Consider the following 16278-nt stretch of genomic DNA (forward strand, 5'->3'; position numbering starts at 1 on the left):
AGGATAGATTTCGTTCATGAATAACTTCACCAAATTTGCTGCCTCAGCAGGCCTTAGCAATCTGGCTGACGGAATTTCTGCGGTTGCTTGGGCGTGGCTGGCCTCGTTGCTCACACGGGATGCGTTGCTGGTTGCTTTGGTGCCGGTTGTTTTGCGCGCGCCGTGGTTTTTATGCGCATTGCCCGCTGGGGTTGTTACTGACCGCGTCTCGCGCCTTGGGCTGATCCGTGCGATGGATGGCCTTCGCGCGGCGTCTTATTTTGGGCTGACTGTCGCTTTGCTGCTCAATGGCCCATTGGATCAAACGCCCCAGACGGGTCTGGCACATCCCTTCTTGTACGCCACCCTTTTGTTGGCGGCTGCCTGCGTCGGCGTTGCCGAGGTCTTTCGCGATAATGCCGCCCAAACCATGCTTCCCGCTTTGGTCCCCTCAGATCGCTTAGAGCAGGCAAATGGGCGCCTTTGGAGTGTTGAGCTGGTTGGGAATGCTTTGCTGGGGCCTGCTTTGGGGGCGTTTTTGATCGCCGCGATGTTGTTCACGCCTTTTGCCGTCAATGCACTGGCTTGTTTGGCGGCCATGTGGTTGCTGCGCGCGCTCCCCAATAGCGCGCCCCCTGCCCGCCGCGAGCGGAATTGGAAAGCGGAACTAAAAGAAGGCTTTGCCTTTCTAGGTCAGCACAAATTGCTGCGCCAACTTGCATGGATCACTGGATTTTGGAACCTGCTCTATGAAATGTCTGCCATCGCATTGGTTCTACACGTCCAAGAGAACCTGAACCTTGGCGCGCGCAGCTATGGGCTGATCCTTGCGGCGGGAGCTTTGGGCGGCATTCTTGGTGGGTGGTGCGGACCATGGATCATCGGGCGGATGGGGCAGAAACGCACCGCCCAAGTCATGCTGGCGCTGTCTGCGCCAGCCTTTGCCGGAATGGTGCTGGCCAAAGGGCCGATCGGGTTGGCCTTGGTTTTGGCCGCCTTCAGCTTTACGGGGCTGGTTTGGAACACGGTTTCTGTTTCCTATCGCCAGCGCATGATCCCTGATGCCCTGCTGGGGCGGGTCAACAGCATCTATCGCATGATGGCATGGGGGATGATGCCCGTGGGCCTGATCCTGTCAGGCCTGTTGGTGCAAAACACCGAAGCGTTTTTGGGGCGGCAGCTGGCCCTTGGCGTGCCATTCTGGGCCTCGGCAATAGGGGCCGCTGTTTTGGGCATAGCAGGCTGGCGCGCGCTATCGCGTGGATTTAGCAGCTAAGCCGCTGTTACCCGACGTGGAACAACGTGTTGAACAGCTTGGGATCAAAGCTGGCCTGAGCAAAGGTTGGTCCTTCGGTCAGTACGCTGACCGCATCATGGCTGTGCAGGCTTTCTTGATGGCTGGCAATGATCCTGAAGTCTGAAACGCGTTCATCTTCCAACAGCTGTTCACAAAACAGCCGCGCCGCGTCTTCCACAAAAATCGGATTGGCCGCATTCAGCTCGGCAAAGGCTTGTTCGTCTTCGCGCTTTACCATCACTTGTGTTTCTGTTGGCACGGCGCGGCGGCAGGCCTCGATCAGGTTTTCGAACCACAGGCACTCTGCCCCGTCTTTCACCAGCACCGAAATCCGCGCGACAGATCGTTGCGAATGCGGTGTGGCCAATTGGTTGCGGGTGGCGCGCGCATGTTCGCTCAGCTCTAGCGAGCAAGGGCACGTGCTGGAGTAGACATAATCAAGGTGGATGATCTGTTGGCGCACACCGTCTTGTTCGACCAGCTCTAGCGCGACATCGTAATACTGGTACCCCTCCAGCCCAGAACGCAGGCTGGTGATTTTCATCGGAAAGGAAAACCGCATCTGGATGCGCGCATCAAAGCTTTCTAAATCCGTGATATAGTCGTCTAGCGCCGCCTCAATGACCTTGAAACTAAACGTCTGCTCAGCATGTTTGTAGAAACTGCGCATGATACGGGACATGTTGATGCCCTTTTTATCCGCCTCAAGGCTGACCGAGCCTGTCACCGATGTTTCAAGCGTAATTGGCCCACCCGAACGGGTTTCAAACTGCACTGGTAGGCGAAAATTGGAAATGCCTACATGCTGGATTTGCTGGTTTGCACCTTTGATCAGGCTGGAGGGGCCATTTTGAAGGTCAGGCAGGCTTGCCTTATACTCTGCCTCGATCTCAAAATCGGCGGGGTATTCGCGATCAAACAGTGGATAGGCTTTGCCCCCTGTCAAAACCTGCGCAATGGCAGGGTCCAACGCGGCCAGCTCGGAGGCATCAACATCCGCAGCCCATGCGCGCAGCGTCTCAAGCGCCTGTTCGGCCTCGGTGCGGTTTGGTTTTGGCGAGATCGGAGTGGAGATATTCATTGGCAGCCCCTTGTCTGTCAGGACCATATGTAGGTGTTCCCCGCCATATTACCAAAAATTAATTGGATATGGCGGGGGAATAACGCCAGTTTTGGTTTAGTTTACGCCATCCAGCGCTTGAAGGAAGTCTGCGATCAAATCGGTTTCATCTTCCAAACCGATGCTGACACGGACCAACCCATCAGCAATGCCAAGGCTGGCTTTTTGGTCTTCGGGCAGCCTTTGGTGGGTTGTGGTTGCGGGATGGGTCATGATGGTTTTCGCATCACCAAGGTTGTTTGAGATCACGCCGATCTGGACCGCATTCAGGAATTTGAACGCCCCTTCCTTGCCGCCCTTCACAATCAAAGACACCACAGTGCCCCCTGCCCCCATCTGGCGCTGGACCAGATCATATTGCGGGTGCTGCTCCAAGCCGGGGTAGATCACCTGATCAATTGCAGCGTGACCTTGCAACGCTTTGGCCACCTCCAACGCGGCGCTTGCCTGCGCACGCACACGCAAACGCATCGTTTCCAGACCTTTGAGCATAATCCACGCCGTGAACGGCGACATCGAACCGCCCGTATGCTTCATATAGGGTTCAACCGTGCCACGGATGAAATCACGGCTGCCAAGGATCACACCGCCCAGCGCACGGCCCTGCCCATCAATGTGTTTGGTCGTGGAATAGATCACCACATCCGCGCCCAGCTCAAACGCGCGGGAGAAGACAGGCGTGGCAAAAACGTTATCGATCAGAACCAGCGCGCCTTTAGCATGGGCCAAATCGGCAACCGCTTTGATATCAATCGCTTCCAAAGTCGGGTTTGAGACGGATTCAAAGAACACCGCCTTTGTGCCCTCGCGAATGGCTGCCTGCCACTGCGACAGATCGGTTCCATCTACAAAAGTCACCTCAACGCCAAAGCGCGCAAGGACCTCTTCGAGGATATACAAACAGGACCCAAACAGCGCGCGCGACGATACCACGTGATCGCCTGCCTTTAGCATTGATGTCAGCGCACCAGATACCGCCGCCATACCAGAGGCCGTGGCAAAGGCATCTTCGGCCCCTTCCAGCGCGGCAATACGTTCTTCGAACATTTTGACAGTAGGATTGCCATAACGCGCGTAAATGAATTCATCATCGCCCGTAGAAATAAACCGCTGTTCTGCATGTTCAGCGCTTTCGTAAACGAAGCCTTGGGTCATAAAAATGGCCTCGGAAACTTCGCCATATTGGCTGCGTCTTGTACCTGTGTGCACCGCTTTGGTGCCTGACTTCCAATTGTCGCTCATTCTCTATTCCTCTGCACACCCGTAATAAGGGGACGGGCACAAAAAAACCCCAAACGCGGCCAAGCGAAAGGGGGCTTTCATCCTGACCTTTTAGCGGCATATTTTACGTGGCCCGCAATCCGGTAACAAATCGCCACGCCGATCATTTAAGCCAGCCAGCCTGCTTGGTCAACCGACCGTGCGAAGCTGTAACACGATATTCATACCGCTGTAACACGCTCATCCCATACCCAAAACAATGAGCGCGCAAATCCTCGCGCATGATCAGAAGGATCAGCCATGCCGCTTTTGCGCATCAACGCAACCGCCCAAGGGCTTGCCCTGCATGGCTCTGTCCAATCAGCAAAGGCGGTATTATCAAGAGCCGCAAATGGGCAAGGGCCAGTGGTGATTATGGTCCACGGTTTCAAATACTCACCCTTTGATGAAAACCACTGCCCGCATGAGCGGATATTTCATGCCGACCATTGGCCACATGCCCTAGATCTGGCGCAGGAGAACACGCTGGGGATTGCCTTTGGCTGGAACGGGCGCGGCGGTTTGCGGCACGCCTATTGCACAGCGCATGAACAGGCGGGGCAGCTGGCCCAACTGATCAAAACCTTCACAGGCAATCGTCCCGTTCATCTGATCGCTCATTCCTTGGGCGCAACGCTGGTCCTTGCTGCCCTTCCCTATTTACATGACGGGGATGTTGGGCGGATTGTCTTGCTTAGTGGGGCGGCCCACCTTGGCTTGGCCCATCACGCGCTTCGAACTCCCGCAGGGAAAACATGCGAGCTATTCCATGTCACCAGCCGAGAGAACGCCCTATTCGATCATGCATTTGAGCACATGATCCCCGATACTGGCGCAATCGGGCGCGGCCTTGATTTACCCCAAGCAATTAGCGTTCGGATTGATTGCCCAAGAACCCTTGGGATGTTGGAAACGCTTGGCTATCAACTGGCCCCACCTCAGCGGCGCATCTGCCATTGGTCCAGCTACACCCGCCCCGGTGTGATGGCTTTGAATGCGGCCCTGCTTAGCGGCGCTTTGCCTCTTCACTTCCTCAAGGAAGCAGTCCCGCCTAGGCCCTGCCTTGGAGATCGCGCAAATTCGCTTGTCTCTCTTCAAAATAGTCGCATCATAGCGTGGTATAGAAAAGCCAAGGAACAGCCCCATGAACACGCCTATTGATCTATATTTCTGGCCCACGCCAAATGGTTGGAAAATTTCGATTTGCCTTGAGGAAATGGGCCTTCCTTATGAAACCCACCTCATCAACATCGGCAAAGGCGATCAATTTGCCCCCGAGTTCCTGAAAATCGCCCCCAACAACCGGATGCCCGCGATTGTGGATCACAACGGCCCCGATGGTGAGGCCATTTCGATCTTTGAAAGCGGCGCAATCCTGCAATATCTGGCCCGCAAGACGGGGCAGTTTTATGGAAACACCGACCGCGACCGCGTAAGCGTTGATCAATGGCTGATGTGGCAAATGGGTGGCCTTGGCCCTATGGCTGGCCAAGCGCACCACTTTCTAAAATACGCGCCCAAGGCAACCCCGCCACAGGACATCCCCTATGCCAAAGACCGCTACCGCGCTGAAACCGGACGCCTTTATGGCGTGCTTGACCGTCAGCTGGCCAAAAACGAATTTGTAGCCGGTGATTTCCTCTCCATCGCCGATTTTTCAATCTGGGGATGGGCCAGCCTGTGGGAAGGCCAGCAACAAACGCTGGAGGACAAACCCCATATGGCCCGCTGGCTAGACTTGATGGGCGCGCGCAAAGGCGTCCAAGCGGGCCGCGCGCTGCATGCTGATTTAAGAGGCTAAGTTCTGTGGTTGGGCGGGTACTGTGATTTGGGGCATTGGCCGCGAATGGCGGCAAAGAGCCCATTTTGACGAATGCTGCGGGCTGCACGTATGTCCGCTCCTCTACAGCAGAGGTCGATAGTCAAAAATCATTCAGGCGTTCTCTGCGAAAATTCCCTGGAGTGAGGTTGGTATGATTTTCTATTTGGGCCCAGAGCAAATGCGTCAAATCTGATAGCGCGATACGCTTTAATCACAGTGTGATAAAGCCCAACCCGACATACAGCAATTTCGAACGGTCCGAGCTCCACGCAGTATTGATCGACATTACATATGATATCGATGAAATTAGTCGTCTCATCGACTTGCGTGTCGGGAATTTTGGTCCGTTGTCCCGGATTGACCAATATGCCACTACTCGAAGTGTTCCATCGCGCTCCTCATACGGGTTTCGGGCATTGGAACTATTTGGAGACACTCTGAACCCTTGCGCTTCAAGCCAGTCCTCTGAATTGTCCATACCACCCAGACTTGCGAGCAGCCGGAACATACAAACTTCGGCTTCCTCGGAATTGTCGATTCGATCCCAATCCATTTGCGTGAGATCAATTCCTACGTCGCTGAACGCCTCTTTTTTCAGGCAGGTATCAGGGTTTGGAAAATCCAACATCGCAACTTTCACTCGAGCCGTCATCTCACGTTCAAATTGCGTAGTGAATTCTGGTGTGCCCCTCGAGGGCTCAAAAACTGAGACCCAAGCCAGTCTTGCGCCGTAGAAGAGCCCCCCTGCTATGATAAAAAGGAAATAGGCCACCACGGCATAGCCTGCGAAATTCAGGGCCCACCGCGCATTGCTTCTCGGTAGAAAACTTTTCAGGCCAGTGCTCTTGATCGTACTTTCGTCAATTGATGGCTCAGGTTTTGGTTCTGCACCATCGGTCATTAGCTCGTCGTTCAACAGGGCAAATTTTGGGTCCGCTCTTCCGCTCACGCGTCCGTTAATCAACCAATAAATCCCGCCTGTTATTGGGCCGACAAAAAGAAGACCCAATACTCCGCTGGTCAGCAATCCGGCTAAAATCCACGGTAAAAAAGCCGACCACCACGACTGGACACGAAACCGATCCAAAGCAAAAAGGATTGCCGCGATCGGAAGTGTGCCAAGAAACACATAAGCTGGCGCTCGAAACACAATGGCCCAGCCAAAATATAGCCATGGGCCAACCGGATCGGAAGGCATTCGATGCCTCAATCCAATGGCATATTCGGTGAATACTGCGAACAGAATGATGCAAAAAGCAGTGGTCGCTAGAATGCGTAGAAGCCTCAATGCCGGTGCCATCTCAGATATCCTAAATCTGTCAATTGTTTAGGGATATTCAACGAAAAGCAAACACGGGTAAAGGCAGTGATTGAGTGAAACAATAAGGAAGCCGCAAAGCTGCATGCAGGGGAGGCATTGGCGAACTGCTTGGCGAGACGTTGTTCCATCTGCGGGAGTCCTGAGACCCGACACAGGAGACATTCATGCAACTGCGAGGAACGGCAGCTTTGTCCGCATAGCTGATACTAACTAAGTGCAAAAAAGTTCTGCATCCTTAGTAAAAACCATTCTGCACTATGTCTGCGCCTTCATTCGGCCCCCTCATCTTCTTCGATCAAATAGGGCTGTAGCCGCGCAAATTGCCAGAACAGGAAAACCATGAGGGCGATGGGAAAGCCGAAGGTTTCGATCTTTACCCACGCGTCCGTGGACATGGTGCGCCAGACGATCTCATTCACAACAGCTAAGGTAACAAAGGCCATGGTCAGGCGTTTGGTCAGGATGATCCAGCCGTCGTGACGCATCGGCATCATATCCGACATCACATATTCCAGCCACGAACGGCCACGCAGTAGGCCGATGGTCAGGATCAGCGCAAGGAAGCCGTAGACGATGGTGGTTTTCATCTTGAAAAACCGCTCATCATTGAACCATGCGGTGAGACCGCCGAAAAAGATCACCATAAAGGCCGTGAACACCTGCATCCGGCTCAGCTGCCCTGTCAGTGCCCAAAGGATGCCCATCGCGATCAGCAGGATCGGCACAAAGACAACTGCAGCAACGATAAACCCAGTGTATTCCGTGCCGCCAAATGTGAACATCTGGTCTTTGATCCGCACATAGAGGACAAAGAACGCCAGCGTTGGCCCCAGCTCAAGAACCTGTTTCAGGATCGGGTTGATTTCGCGTGTTTCAGCCATTCTTGGGGCTAGCCTCCGAATTCTACAATAACCGCCCCTGCTGCGATCAATGCCATCAGCATGATCCGGCGCGGGCCGACCGTTTCTTTGAGCACCAGCCAGCCGATCAGGGCAGCAAACACCGTTGAAGTCTCTCTCAATATTGCCGCTTCGCCGACCTTATCAAGGCGTGTGGCCAACATTATTGAACCAAAGCTAAGGAAAGCGACGATGCCGCCGAAAAAGCCACGCCTGAGCAGCGGCCCCACCTGTGGCGGATTTTCCATCGCGTTCCAGCGGCGATAGGCGAGGATCGGAAAGAAGAACCCGTCGATCATGAAAAACCACGCCAAAAAGGTAAACGGATCGGCCGTGGCGCGAATGCCGTAGGCATCCAAGGTGGTGTATAGCGCCACAAACAGCCCCGTCACAAAGGCCAGCCCCAGCGCAACATGTAATGTGTCCCGCTCGGCCTGTAAAAAGATCAGGTTGTACAGCGCCAAGCCAAAGATACCCGCCAGCAGAACAGCCACGCCAAACCACTGCATCCCGCTAAAGCTCTCATCAAAGATCAGATAAGCCCCGATGACCGTGAACAATGGTCCCGTCCCGCGCACAACGGGATAGACCACCGTATAGGCCCCTTTGGTATAGGCCGCCGCCTGCAAGACCTTGTAAAAAATATGGATCACCCAGACGAGCGCAAAGATCGCCCACATATGCGGTTCGGGCCATGGCACAACAAACAAGGCAAAGGGCGCGGCCATCAGGCAATAGGCCGCGTCAATCGCCCCACGGGTTAGCCACGGATCATGGCGGCCCTTTTGCAATGCGCCGAACACCGCATGAAGGAAAGCCGCCAGCAGAGCCAGAGCAAGCGCAACACTATGCCCTGTTGCGGTGCCCTCAATCGAGATGAGCCAGTTGGTCATGATACCGCCCCTAGCGGTCCAGCCCCGTCAACGCATCAGCAAAGTCCTGCGGGTCAAAGGCCTGCAGATCGTCGATCTGCTCGCCCACGCCAATTGCGTGGATCGGAAGGCCGAATTTATCCGCCAGCGCCACCAGCACACCACCTTTGGCGGTGCCGTCCAGTTTGGTCATCACAAGGCCAGATACATCCGAGATATCCTGAAAAACCTTCACTTGGTTCACCGCGTTCTGGCCAGTGGTCGCATCCAGAACCAACAACGTGTTATGCGGCGCATCGGGGTCTTTCTTGCGAATGACGCGCACGATTTTGGCCAGTTCCTCCATCAGGTCCCCACGGTTTTGCAAACGCCCTGCCGTGTCGATCATCAACAGGTCTGCGCCATCTTCTTCGGCCTTTACCATCGCATCAAAGGCAAGGCTTGCAGGGTCGCTGCCATGCGCAGCCGTCAGAACAGGCACGCCAGCACGTTCGCCCCAGACCTGCAATTGCTCAACAGCCGCAGCGCGGAACGTATCGCCCGCCGCAATCACAACCTTTTTGCCAGCGGCGCAGAACTGGCTGGCCAGTTTCCCAATTGTTGTCGTCTTACCCGAACCATTCACCCCGACCACCAAAACCACCTGAGGTTTCTTGGCATAGATCGGCAATGGTTTGGCAACGGGTTCCATGATGCGCGCGATTTCGTCGCTCATCAGAGTTTTGATTTCGGTGACCGACAGTTTCTTGCCCAGACGCCCTTCGGCCATATTGGCCGTCACCCGCAGGGCGGTATCTACGCCCATATCCGCGGTGATCAGCAGCTCTTCGAGCTGCTCCAGCATGGCGTCATCCAGCACGCGGCGCGCCACCGGAGCCGCCCCGCCCCGCCCCATCAAACGGCCCAGAATGCCACGCTTGGGCGCTGGCTCATCTGGTTCTGCATCCAACATTGGCGCGACAGGCGTTAGCGTTGTGCGCAAGGGCTCGGTCGCGGTGGCCTGTTCTGCGGCCTTGCGTTCCTCTGCCTCCTTCTTCGCTTGCTCTTCGGCGCGGGCCGCCACTTCTACGCGCTGGCGCTCAGCTTCAGCGGCTTCCTCAGCCTGCTTTTCTTGCGCTTGCTTTGCAGCAAGAGCTGCGGCTTTCGCCTCTGCGGCGGCCTGTTCTGCTTGGCGCTTTTCGTCTTCTTTTGCGGCACGCGCTGCCGCCTCGGCTTTTTCTGCGGCTAGGGCTGCGGCCTCGGCCTCTACGCGGCGCGCTTCTTCTTGGGCGGCGGCCTCTCGCTTGGCCGCCTCGTCAGCAGCCGCGCGTTCTTTTGCTTCGGCGTCCAGTCGCTCTTGCTCGGCTTGGGCACGTTCGGCTTGGGCACGTTCGGCTTCACGCGCCTCTTCTGCGGCTTTCGCCTTCGCTTGCGCCTCTAGCGCCTCTTGTTCTGCCACTGCTGCGTCTTCGACCTCACCGCCATCGCTGACAATAGCCTCTAGCCCCTCGTCGATCTTGGACGAGGATTTGAACATGCGGTCTTTTAGCTTTTTGAAAAACGCCACGCGGCAGGTCTCCGGTTTGGAATGTCATACTGATCTAACCCCTCGAGGCACTGGATGGAAGGGTGTGCGATTGACAAGCCCCGACAAGCGGGTCACCAACAGCCTATGCGCATGTTAATCATCACTTTCTGGCTGTTTTTGGCGGGTTCGGCCCATGCCGATCCGCGTGCGCCGCAATGTAGCACGGGAAAATGGGGGCATGTGCACTGCATTCGAAACGAACATTTCGTCTATGATACTTGCAATGCCATCGAATTATTCTCCAAACGCCACGGGCTCGATTCTGGGTTCTTTGCGCGTCTGATCTGGCAGGAGAGCCGCTTTGACCCCAACGCGTTAAGCCACGCCAACGCCCGTGGCATTGCGCAATTCATCCCCTCTACCGCCCGTTTGCGCGGCCTCAAAGACCCGTACAACCCCGCCGATGCGCTGGAACATTCTGCACAATACCTTGCTGAAATGGCGCGCCGTTACGGCAACGAAGGCATGGCCGCGATCGGTTATAACGGTGGTGAACGCCGCGCCGAAGGGTTTCTGGCGGGTAAGGGCCTTGCCTCTGAAACGATCAACTATGTGCCGATCATCACCGGCCTAACAGCCGAGCAATGGCGCGATGCCCCGCCCAAGAACCACGATTTCAGATTGGCCAAAGACAAACCGTTTTATGCCGCCTGTTCCGAAATGGCCCGAAAGCGCAAGCTATCGCCCCTGAAACGGGCCAAGCCGCCTGTGCCGCCGCTCAAACCTTGGGGGGTTCAGCTGGGTTTCGGGACGTCCAAGAAAAGCGCACGCGCCAAGGTGCAGACCCTAACCCGTAGCTGCCGTGCACAAGTCAAACGTGAAAAGCTGGATCTGGTGTTTGTAAAGAACCGCGTGTCGGGCAAAAAGGGCTATTACTTTGGCCGTATTGGCCGCAACACCAGAGAGGGCGCGCAAAAGCTGTGCAACAGCCTAAAGCGGCAGGGATGCCGCTGCCTCACTGTGAACAATAAGAAGTAATTTCAGCTGGTTGCAGGCCACGTCTCATCAAAAGAATAAAGCGCGGCCCACCCCTTAAATCTCGTCAGGGAAGTGCTTCATCACCATGCGGATCGGGTTTGGCGCGGCCTGCCCTAAACCGCAGATCGAGGCATCGACCATGGCCGATGACAGCTCTTCCAACAGGCCCTGATCCCACTTGCCCTGCTGCATCAGCTTGACCGCTTTGCCACAGCCAACACGGCACGGCGTGCACTGCCCACAGCTTTCATCCTCAAAGAAGCGCAGCATGTTCAGCGCCGCATCGCGTGCGCTATCTTGGTCAGACAGGACCACCACAGCAGCCGATCCGATAAAGGTGCCGTGCGGTTGCAGCGTGTCGAAATCCAGCGGGATATCGTCCATCGACGCAGGCAACAGGCCAGAAGACGGGCCACCCGGTTGATAGGCTTTCAGCTTGTGACCCTCAGCCATGCCGCCAGCGGCTGCAATGACATCGGTGATCGTAGACCCTGCTGGCAGCAGATAGACACCAGCGTTTTTCACACGCCCCGAGACCGAATAGTTCCGCAGCCCGTTGCGCCCGTTATGTTCATGGGCTGACATGACTTGGTGGCCCTCGCGGCAAATACGCGCCACCCAGTGCAATGTTTCGACGTTATGAACCAAGGTTGGGCGGCCAAAAATGCCAACCTGCGCCACAAATGGCGGGCGGTGGCGGGGCATGCCGCGTTTGCCCTCGATGCTTTCGATCATTGCGGATTCTTCCCCGCAGATATAGGCGCCAGCCCCGCGGCGCAGATCGATATAGCCAGCCTCGACAACGCCGGCGTCTTCCAACGCTGCAATCTCGCGCGCCAGAATTTCCAGCACTGCTGGGTATTCATCCCGCATGTAGATAAAGGCACGCTCGGCTTCGACAGCCCACGCAGCGATCAGCATCCCTTCAAGGAAGTAATGCGGCTCACGCTCTAGGTGAAAGCGGTCTTTGAACGTCCCTGGCTCGCCTTCATCACCGTTCACGGCCAGATAGCGCGGCCCTTCATTGGCGCGCACAAAGCCCCATTTCGTACCCGAAGGGAACCCAGCCCCACCAAGACCGCGCAGCCCTGACGAACGAACCTCGGTTTGAACCGCCTCCCAATCGCCTTTTTCGCGCAGCTCAGCCAGCTTGGCATAACCGCCCTTTGCGACGTAGTCTTCATAGGTCTCATACTCTGGGATCTTGGCGTGGGTATCCCCCGCCTTGATCGCGACTAGTACTTTTTCAGGTGTCGCGTGGTCGATGTGGTTATGACCCAGCTCTAGAACAGGCGCGGTATCACAGCGCCCCATGCAAGGCGCGCGCAACACGCGGACCTCGGCGGGGTCTAGCCCGTCTTCCAATGCCGCCTTTAGCGCCTCGGCCCCTGCCAATTCGCAGCTGAGCGAGTCGCAAACGCGGATGGTCAGCGAAGGCGGCGGTGTCTCGCCCTCTTTCACCACATCAAAATGCGCATAGAAGGTGGCGACCTCATAGACCTCTGCCATGCTGATCCGCATTTCCTCGGCCAAGGCGCGCAGGTGCGCCGCAGAAAGGCAGCCGTATTTATCCTGAATAAGGTGCAGATATTCGATCAACAGATCACGGTCACGGGGTTCGGACTCTAGCAGGGTGCGAATCTCGGCCCATGCCGTGTCTTCCAATTGACGGCCCTTGGTATGGCGGCGGCCCTTGCCCTTACCCGATTTCCAAACGCCTTTGTCTGGTCCGTTGTCTTTTGTATCCAGCGCCATCGCCACAATCCCCTTGTTCTTTCGGCTGGTTTAGCAAAGGCCAGCCAGCGCATTGAGGCGAAAAACGACAATTCAGCCCCCCTTTGCGCGGTGGCGGTCTGGCGCTGACGCGGATCGGAAACACAGCTACGCCCTAGAACCTGCTGTGGACATCTGCCATCTTGCAAGGATGAGATATATTCTGCTGATCCTTTTGATGTTCACCACCCTGCCTGCTGCCGCTCAATCCTTGATGAGCGCAGAGGAGTTTGACGCCTATACCAAGGGGAAAACCCTCTATTATGGCAACGGCACGCAACCCTATGGCGCCGAGATTTACCTGCCCAACCGCCGTGTGAAATGGTCGTTTCTGGATGGGGAATGCAAGGACGGCCAATGGTACGAAGCAGACGGCCTGATCTGTTTCACCTATGATGATCGCCCAGAACCACAATGCTGGAGCTTTGAGAAAGGCCCAAAAGGCCTGATCGCACGGTTCGAAAACGATCCCGCCGTGACGCCGCTGTATGAAGCCAATGAAAGCACCGAAGAGCTGTTATGCCTCGGGCCAAAAATCGGCGTTTAGAGCTATTCAGGCTTAACCGCGACCTTACCGTCAGCGAATTGAATTTCCAGCCTTGGCTTTTGCTGTGCCTCAGCACCTGACGTCACGATCTCTGCGCCGTTTCGGACAACGGCAAATCCACGCTCTAGCGTCGCCTCATAGCCTAGCGTTTTGCGCAGGCGTTCTGCGGCCGTGATCTGGTTGCGCCAATTGACAAGCTGGCGCTGCCCCACATCAGACAACCCCCGCGCCGCCCTTGCATATCGCGCCGATTGCAGCAGACGTTCGCGTTCTAACGCAGGCGCAAGGCGCTTGGACAGGCTCGCGGCGCGCTGTTTATCTTGCTGTAACCTGCGGTGCAGCGTTGCAGGGCGTAATCCACCACTCAGATCTGACAAGCGGATTTTGCGCTGCTGAACACCCGCCATCAATGCAGGGTCAAGCCGCGCGGCAGCGCGTTCAAGGCGCAGCTTTGGGGCCTCGGTCAATGTCTTTGCGCGCGCCAGACGGTCGCTGGCGCGATCCAGCCTTTGGCGCGGGTTGTCCAGCAGGCTATCGGCGCGCGGTAGTGCGCGGGCCATATCGCGCAGGCGCTGGCCGCGTTGCACCAAACCTTGGCTCAAGGCGCGGCTCATCCGCGCGTGTTGCTGATCCAGATAGGCCATGAGTTCAACGCGCACAGGAACCGCCAGTTCAGCAGCCGCTGTTGGCGTTGGCGCACGTTTGTCCGAGACAAAGTCGATCAGCGTTGTATCCGTCTCGTGCCCCACGGCCGAGATGAGCGGGATGTCAGAGGCCGCAGCCGCGCGCACAACCGCTTCTTCGTTAAACCCCCACAGATCCTCGACCGAGCCACCACCCCGCGCGACAATCAACAGATCAGGCCGCGGCAGCGCCCCCCCTGGTGTGAGGCGGTTAAACCCCTCAATCCCGCGCGCAACCTCTGGCGCGCTTCGCGCCCCTTGCACGGCAACAGGCCAGATCAGCACCTTGCGCGGGAAACGATCGCGCAAACGGTGGAGGATATCACGGATGACCGCGCCAGAGGGCGAAGTCACAACCCCGATGATTTCGGGCAGATAGGGCAGCGGCTTTTTCCGCGAGGCGTCAAACAGGCCCTCGGCCGCTAGGGCGGCTTTGCGTTTCTCCAACACCGCCATCAGCGCGCCCATGCCGGCGGGTTTGATATCTTCGATGATGATTTGGTATTTCGACTGACCGGGGAATGTGGTGATGCGGCCTGTAGCGATCACCTCCATCCCCTCCTCTGGCAGTGTCGTCAGCTTTGCGGCGACACCTTTCCAGATGATTCCCGCCATGACGGCTTTGTCGTCTTTCAGGTCGAGATACATGTGCCCTGAACGCGGCAGGCTAACGCGCCCCACCTCAGCGCGGACACACACATGGCCAAATTCGTTTTCTATGACCTTTTTGATCGCGCCTGACAGCTCGCCAACCGTGTATTCAGGGCTATTGCTGCGTTCTGGGCCGTCATCAGGGCGATCGTCGAACAGATCCATCTCTGCGTCCTTGTGTATGGGTCGCGTGCAGCATAAAACGCCCAGCAACGAAGGCCAAGGGAGCGCACGTGATGAATATTCTAATCTTGGGCAGCGGCGGACGCGAACATAGCCTTGCTTGGGCTGTGATGCAGAACCCGAAATGCGACAAACTGATTGTAGCCCCTGGCAATGCAGGGATCGCCCAGATCGCCGATTGCGCCAGCATTGATATTAATGATGGTGGCACGGTTGTCGAATTTGTAGCCCGCAACAACGTTGATTTTGTCATCATTGGCCCCGAGGCCCCTCTGGCCGCTGGTGTAGCTGATCGCTTGCGCGAAGCTGGCATTCTGGTCTTTGGCCCCTCCAAAGCGGCAGCCGCCCTTGAGGCGTCCAAAGCCTTTACCAAAGAAATCTGCGATGCCTGCGACGCGCCAACGGCTGCCTATGGCCATTTCACCGATGTTGAAGCGGCAAAAGCCTATGTTCAGGCACAAGGCGCACCCATCGTTGTAAAAGCTGACGGATTGGCCGCTGGCAAAGGTGTGATCATCGCCGAAACCGTAGCCCAAGCCGAAGCCGCCCTAGACGACATGTTCGGCGGCGAGTTCGGCGAAGCGGGCGCAGAAGTGGTCATCGAAGAATTTATGCAAGGCGAGGAAGCCTCGTTCTTTATCCTTTGCGATGGTGAAAACGTGCTGCCCATTGGCACCGCCCAAGACCACAAGCGCGTCGGCGATGGCGACACAGGGCCAAACACGGGCGGCATGGGCGCCTACTCCCCTGCTCCGGTTTTGACCGATGAAATTGCCGAACGCGCCTTGGCCGAGATCATTCGCCCTACCATGGCGGAAATGGCAAAACGCGGGATGCCTTATCAGGGTGTTCTTTATGCGGGTCTGATGATCGAAAACGGCGCACCACGTCTTGTTGAATACAACGTGCGCTTTGGCGATCCTGAGTGTCAGGTTTTGATGATGCGCCTCGGCGCGCAAGCCTTTGATCTAATGCATGCCGCCGCCGAAGGCCGTTTGGCCGAGACCGAGGTCCACTGGGCGGATGACCACGCCCTCACCGTTGTTCTGGCGGCAAAAGGCTATCCAGGCGCTTATGAAAAAGGCTCCAAGATCAACGGATTGGATAAGCTGCCCGAAGACAGCAGCAACATGGTGTTCCACGCGGGCACAGCAAACCCTGATGGGGATATCCTCGCTGTTGGGGGGCGTGTTTTGAACGTCACTGCGCGCGGTGACACGTTGGAACAGGCGCAGCAGAAAGCCTATGCAATGGTTGATGCGATTGATTGGCCTGAAGGGTTCTGCCGCCGCGATATCGGCTGGCGCGCCTTGGGCTAAGCCCCCC

General features: G+C 56.7%; 14 protein-coding genes and 1 riboswitch. Of the genes, 6 read left to right on the top strand and 8 right to left on the bottom strand.

Translation table 11 applies throughout. The annotated features are described in order from the left end of the window. Nucleotides 1-16 precede the first annotated feature (16 nt). Nucleotides 17-1255, top strand: coding sequence for an MFS transporter (locus Z948_RS0102655; RefSeq protein WP_025058028.1), 1239 nt, complete (start codon nucleotides 17-19; stop codon nucleotides 1253-1255). 7 nt (nucleotides 1256-1262) lie between these two features. Here Z948_RS0102655 and folE2 read toward each other — a convergent pair whose 3' ends face one another. Both folE2 and metZ read right to left on the bottom strand, forming a co-directional pair. Then, nucleotides 1263-2357, bottom strand: coding sequence for a GTP cyclohydrolase FolE2 (gene folE2 / locus Z948_RS0102660; RefSeq protein WP_025058029.1), 1095 nt, complete (start codon nucleotides 2355-2357; stop codon nucleotides 1263-1265). Between the two features lie 96 nt (nucleotides 2358-2453). Further along, entirely contained in the window at nucleotides 2454-3638 is a 1185-nt protein-coding gene (gene metZ / locus Z948_RS0102665) for an O-succinylhomoserine sulfhydrylase (protein WP_025058030.1), read from the bottom strand. Between the two features lie 70 nt (nucleotides 3639-3708). Next, nucleotides 3709-3785: riboswitch (SAM riboswitch) on the bottom strand. Between the two features lie 132 nt (nucleotides 3786-3917). Here metZ and Z948_RS0102670 point away from each other — a divergent pair. Both Z948_RS0102670 and Z948_RS0102675 read left to right on the top strand, forming a co-directional pair. Then, the gene (locus Z948_RS0102670) at nucleotides 3918-4817 is read left to right on the top strand and encodes an alpha/beta fold hydrolase (RefSeq protein ID WP_025058031.1); all 900 of its coding nucleotides are present in this window, start codon (nucleotides 3918-3920) and stop codon (nucleotides 4815-4817) included. After that, nucleotides 4801-5457, top strand: coding sequence for a glutathione S-transferase N-terminal domain-containing protein (locus tag Z948_RS0102675; protein ID WP_025058032.1), 657 nt, complete (start codon nucleotides 4801-4803; stop codon nucleotides 5455-5457). The genes Z948_RS0102670 and Z948_RS0102675 overlap by 17 nt, the downstream gene beginning before the upstream one ends. Nucleotides 5458-5689: 232 nt before the next feature. Here Z948_RS0102675 and Z948_RS0102680 read toward each other — a convergent pair whose 3' ends face one another. From Z948_RS0102680 to ftsY, 4 genes are all read right to left on the bottom strand, one after another. Continuing rightward, complete coding sequence (locus Z948_RS0102680; protein ID WP_025058033.1) at nucleotides 5690-6778, bottom strand: hypothetical protein; 1089 nt, start codon at nucleotides 6776-6778, stop codon at nucleotides 5690-5692. A 290-nt stretch (nucleotides 6779-7068) separates the two neighbouring features. Further along, nucleotides 7069-7680, bottom strand: a complete 612-nt coding sequence (locus Z948_RS0102685; RefSeq protein WP_025058034.1) for an inner membrane-spanning protein YciB — start codon at nucleotides 7678-7680, stop codon at nucleotides 7069-7071. A gap of 8 nt (nucleotides 7681-7688) precedes the next feature. After that, entirely contained in the window at nucleotides 7689-8591 is a 903-nt protein-coding gene (locus tag Z948_RS0102690) for a DMT family transporter (protein WP_025058035.1), read from the bottom strand. A 10-nt stretch (nucleotides 8592-8601) separates the two neighbouring features. Next, nucleotides 8602-10116, bottom strand: a complete 1515-nt coding sequence (gene ftsY / locus Z948_RS0102695; protein ID WP_025058036.1) for a signal recognition particle-docking protein FtsY — start codon at nucleotides 10114-10116, stop codon at nucleotides 8602-8604. Between the two features lie 105 nt (nucleotides 10117-10221). Between ftsY and Z948_RS0102700 the strand changes: the two genes are divergently transcribed. Next, complete coding sequence (locus Z948_RS0102700; protein ID WP_025058037.1) at nucleotides 10222-11115, top strand: lytic transglycosylase domain-containing protein; 894 nt, start codon at nucleotides 10222-10224, stop codon at nucleotides 11113-11115. A 54-nt stretch (nucleotides 11116-11169) separates the two neighbouring features. On the opposite strand, the gene Z948_RS0102705 is transcribed toward Z948_RS0102700, so the two are convergent. Further along, the gene (locus Z948_RS0102705; protein ID WP_025058038.1) at nucleotides 11170-12870 is read right to left on the bottom strand and encodes an NAD(P)H-dependent oxidoreductase subunit E; all 1701 of its coding nucleotides are present in this window, start codon (nucleotides 12868-12870) and stop codon (nucleotides 11170-11172) included. 169 nt (nucleotides 12871-13039) lie between these two features. On the opposite strand from Z948_RS0102705, the gene Z948_RS0102710 reads away from it, so the two are divergent. Next, nucleotides 13040-13435 (top strand): hypothetical protein, encoded by a 396-nt coding sequence (locus Z948_RS0102710; protein ID WP_025058039.1) that lies wholly within the window; start codon nucleotides 13040-13042, stop codon nucleotides 13433-13435. Nucleotides 13436-13437: 2 nt separating this feature from the next. Here the strand turns inward: Z948_RS0102710 and xseA are convergent, their stop codons facing one another. Then, on the bottom strand, nucleotides 13438-14934 hold the full coding sequence (xseA, locus tag Z948_RS0102715) for an exodeoxyribonuclease VII large subunit (RefSeq protein ID WP_025058040.1): 1497 nt from the start codon (nucleotides 14932-14934) through the stop codon (nucleotides 13438-13440). Between the two features lie 71 nt (nucleotides 14935-15005). Between xseA and purD the strand changes: the two genes are divergently transcribed. Beyond that, a complete protein-coding gene (purD, locus tag Z948_RS0102720; protein WP_025058041.1) occupies nucleotides 15006-16271 on the top strand; it encodes a phosphoribosylamine--glycine ligase in 1266 nt (421 codons plus the stop codon). Nucleotides 16272-16278 lie beyond the last annotated feature (7 nt).

This window comes from Sulfitobacter donghicola DSW-25 = KCTC 12864 = JCM 14565, from assembly GCF_000622405.1.
Taxonomy (GTDB): domain Bacteria; phylum Pseudomonadota; class Alphaproteobacteria; order Rhodobacterales; family Rhodobacteraceae; genus Sulfitobacter; species Sulfitobacter donghicola.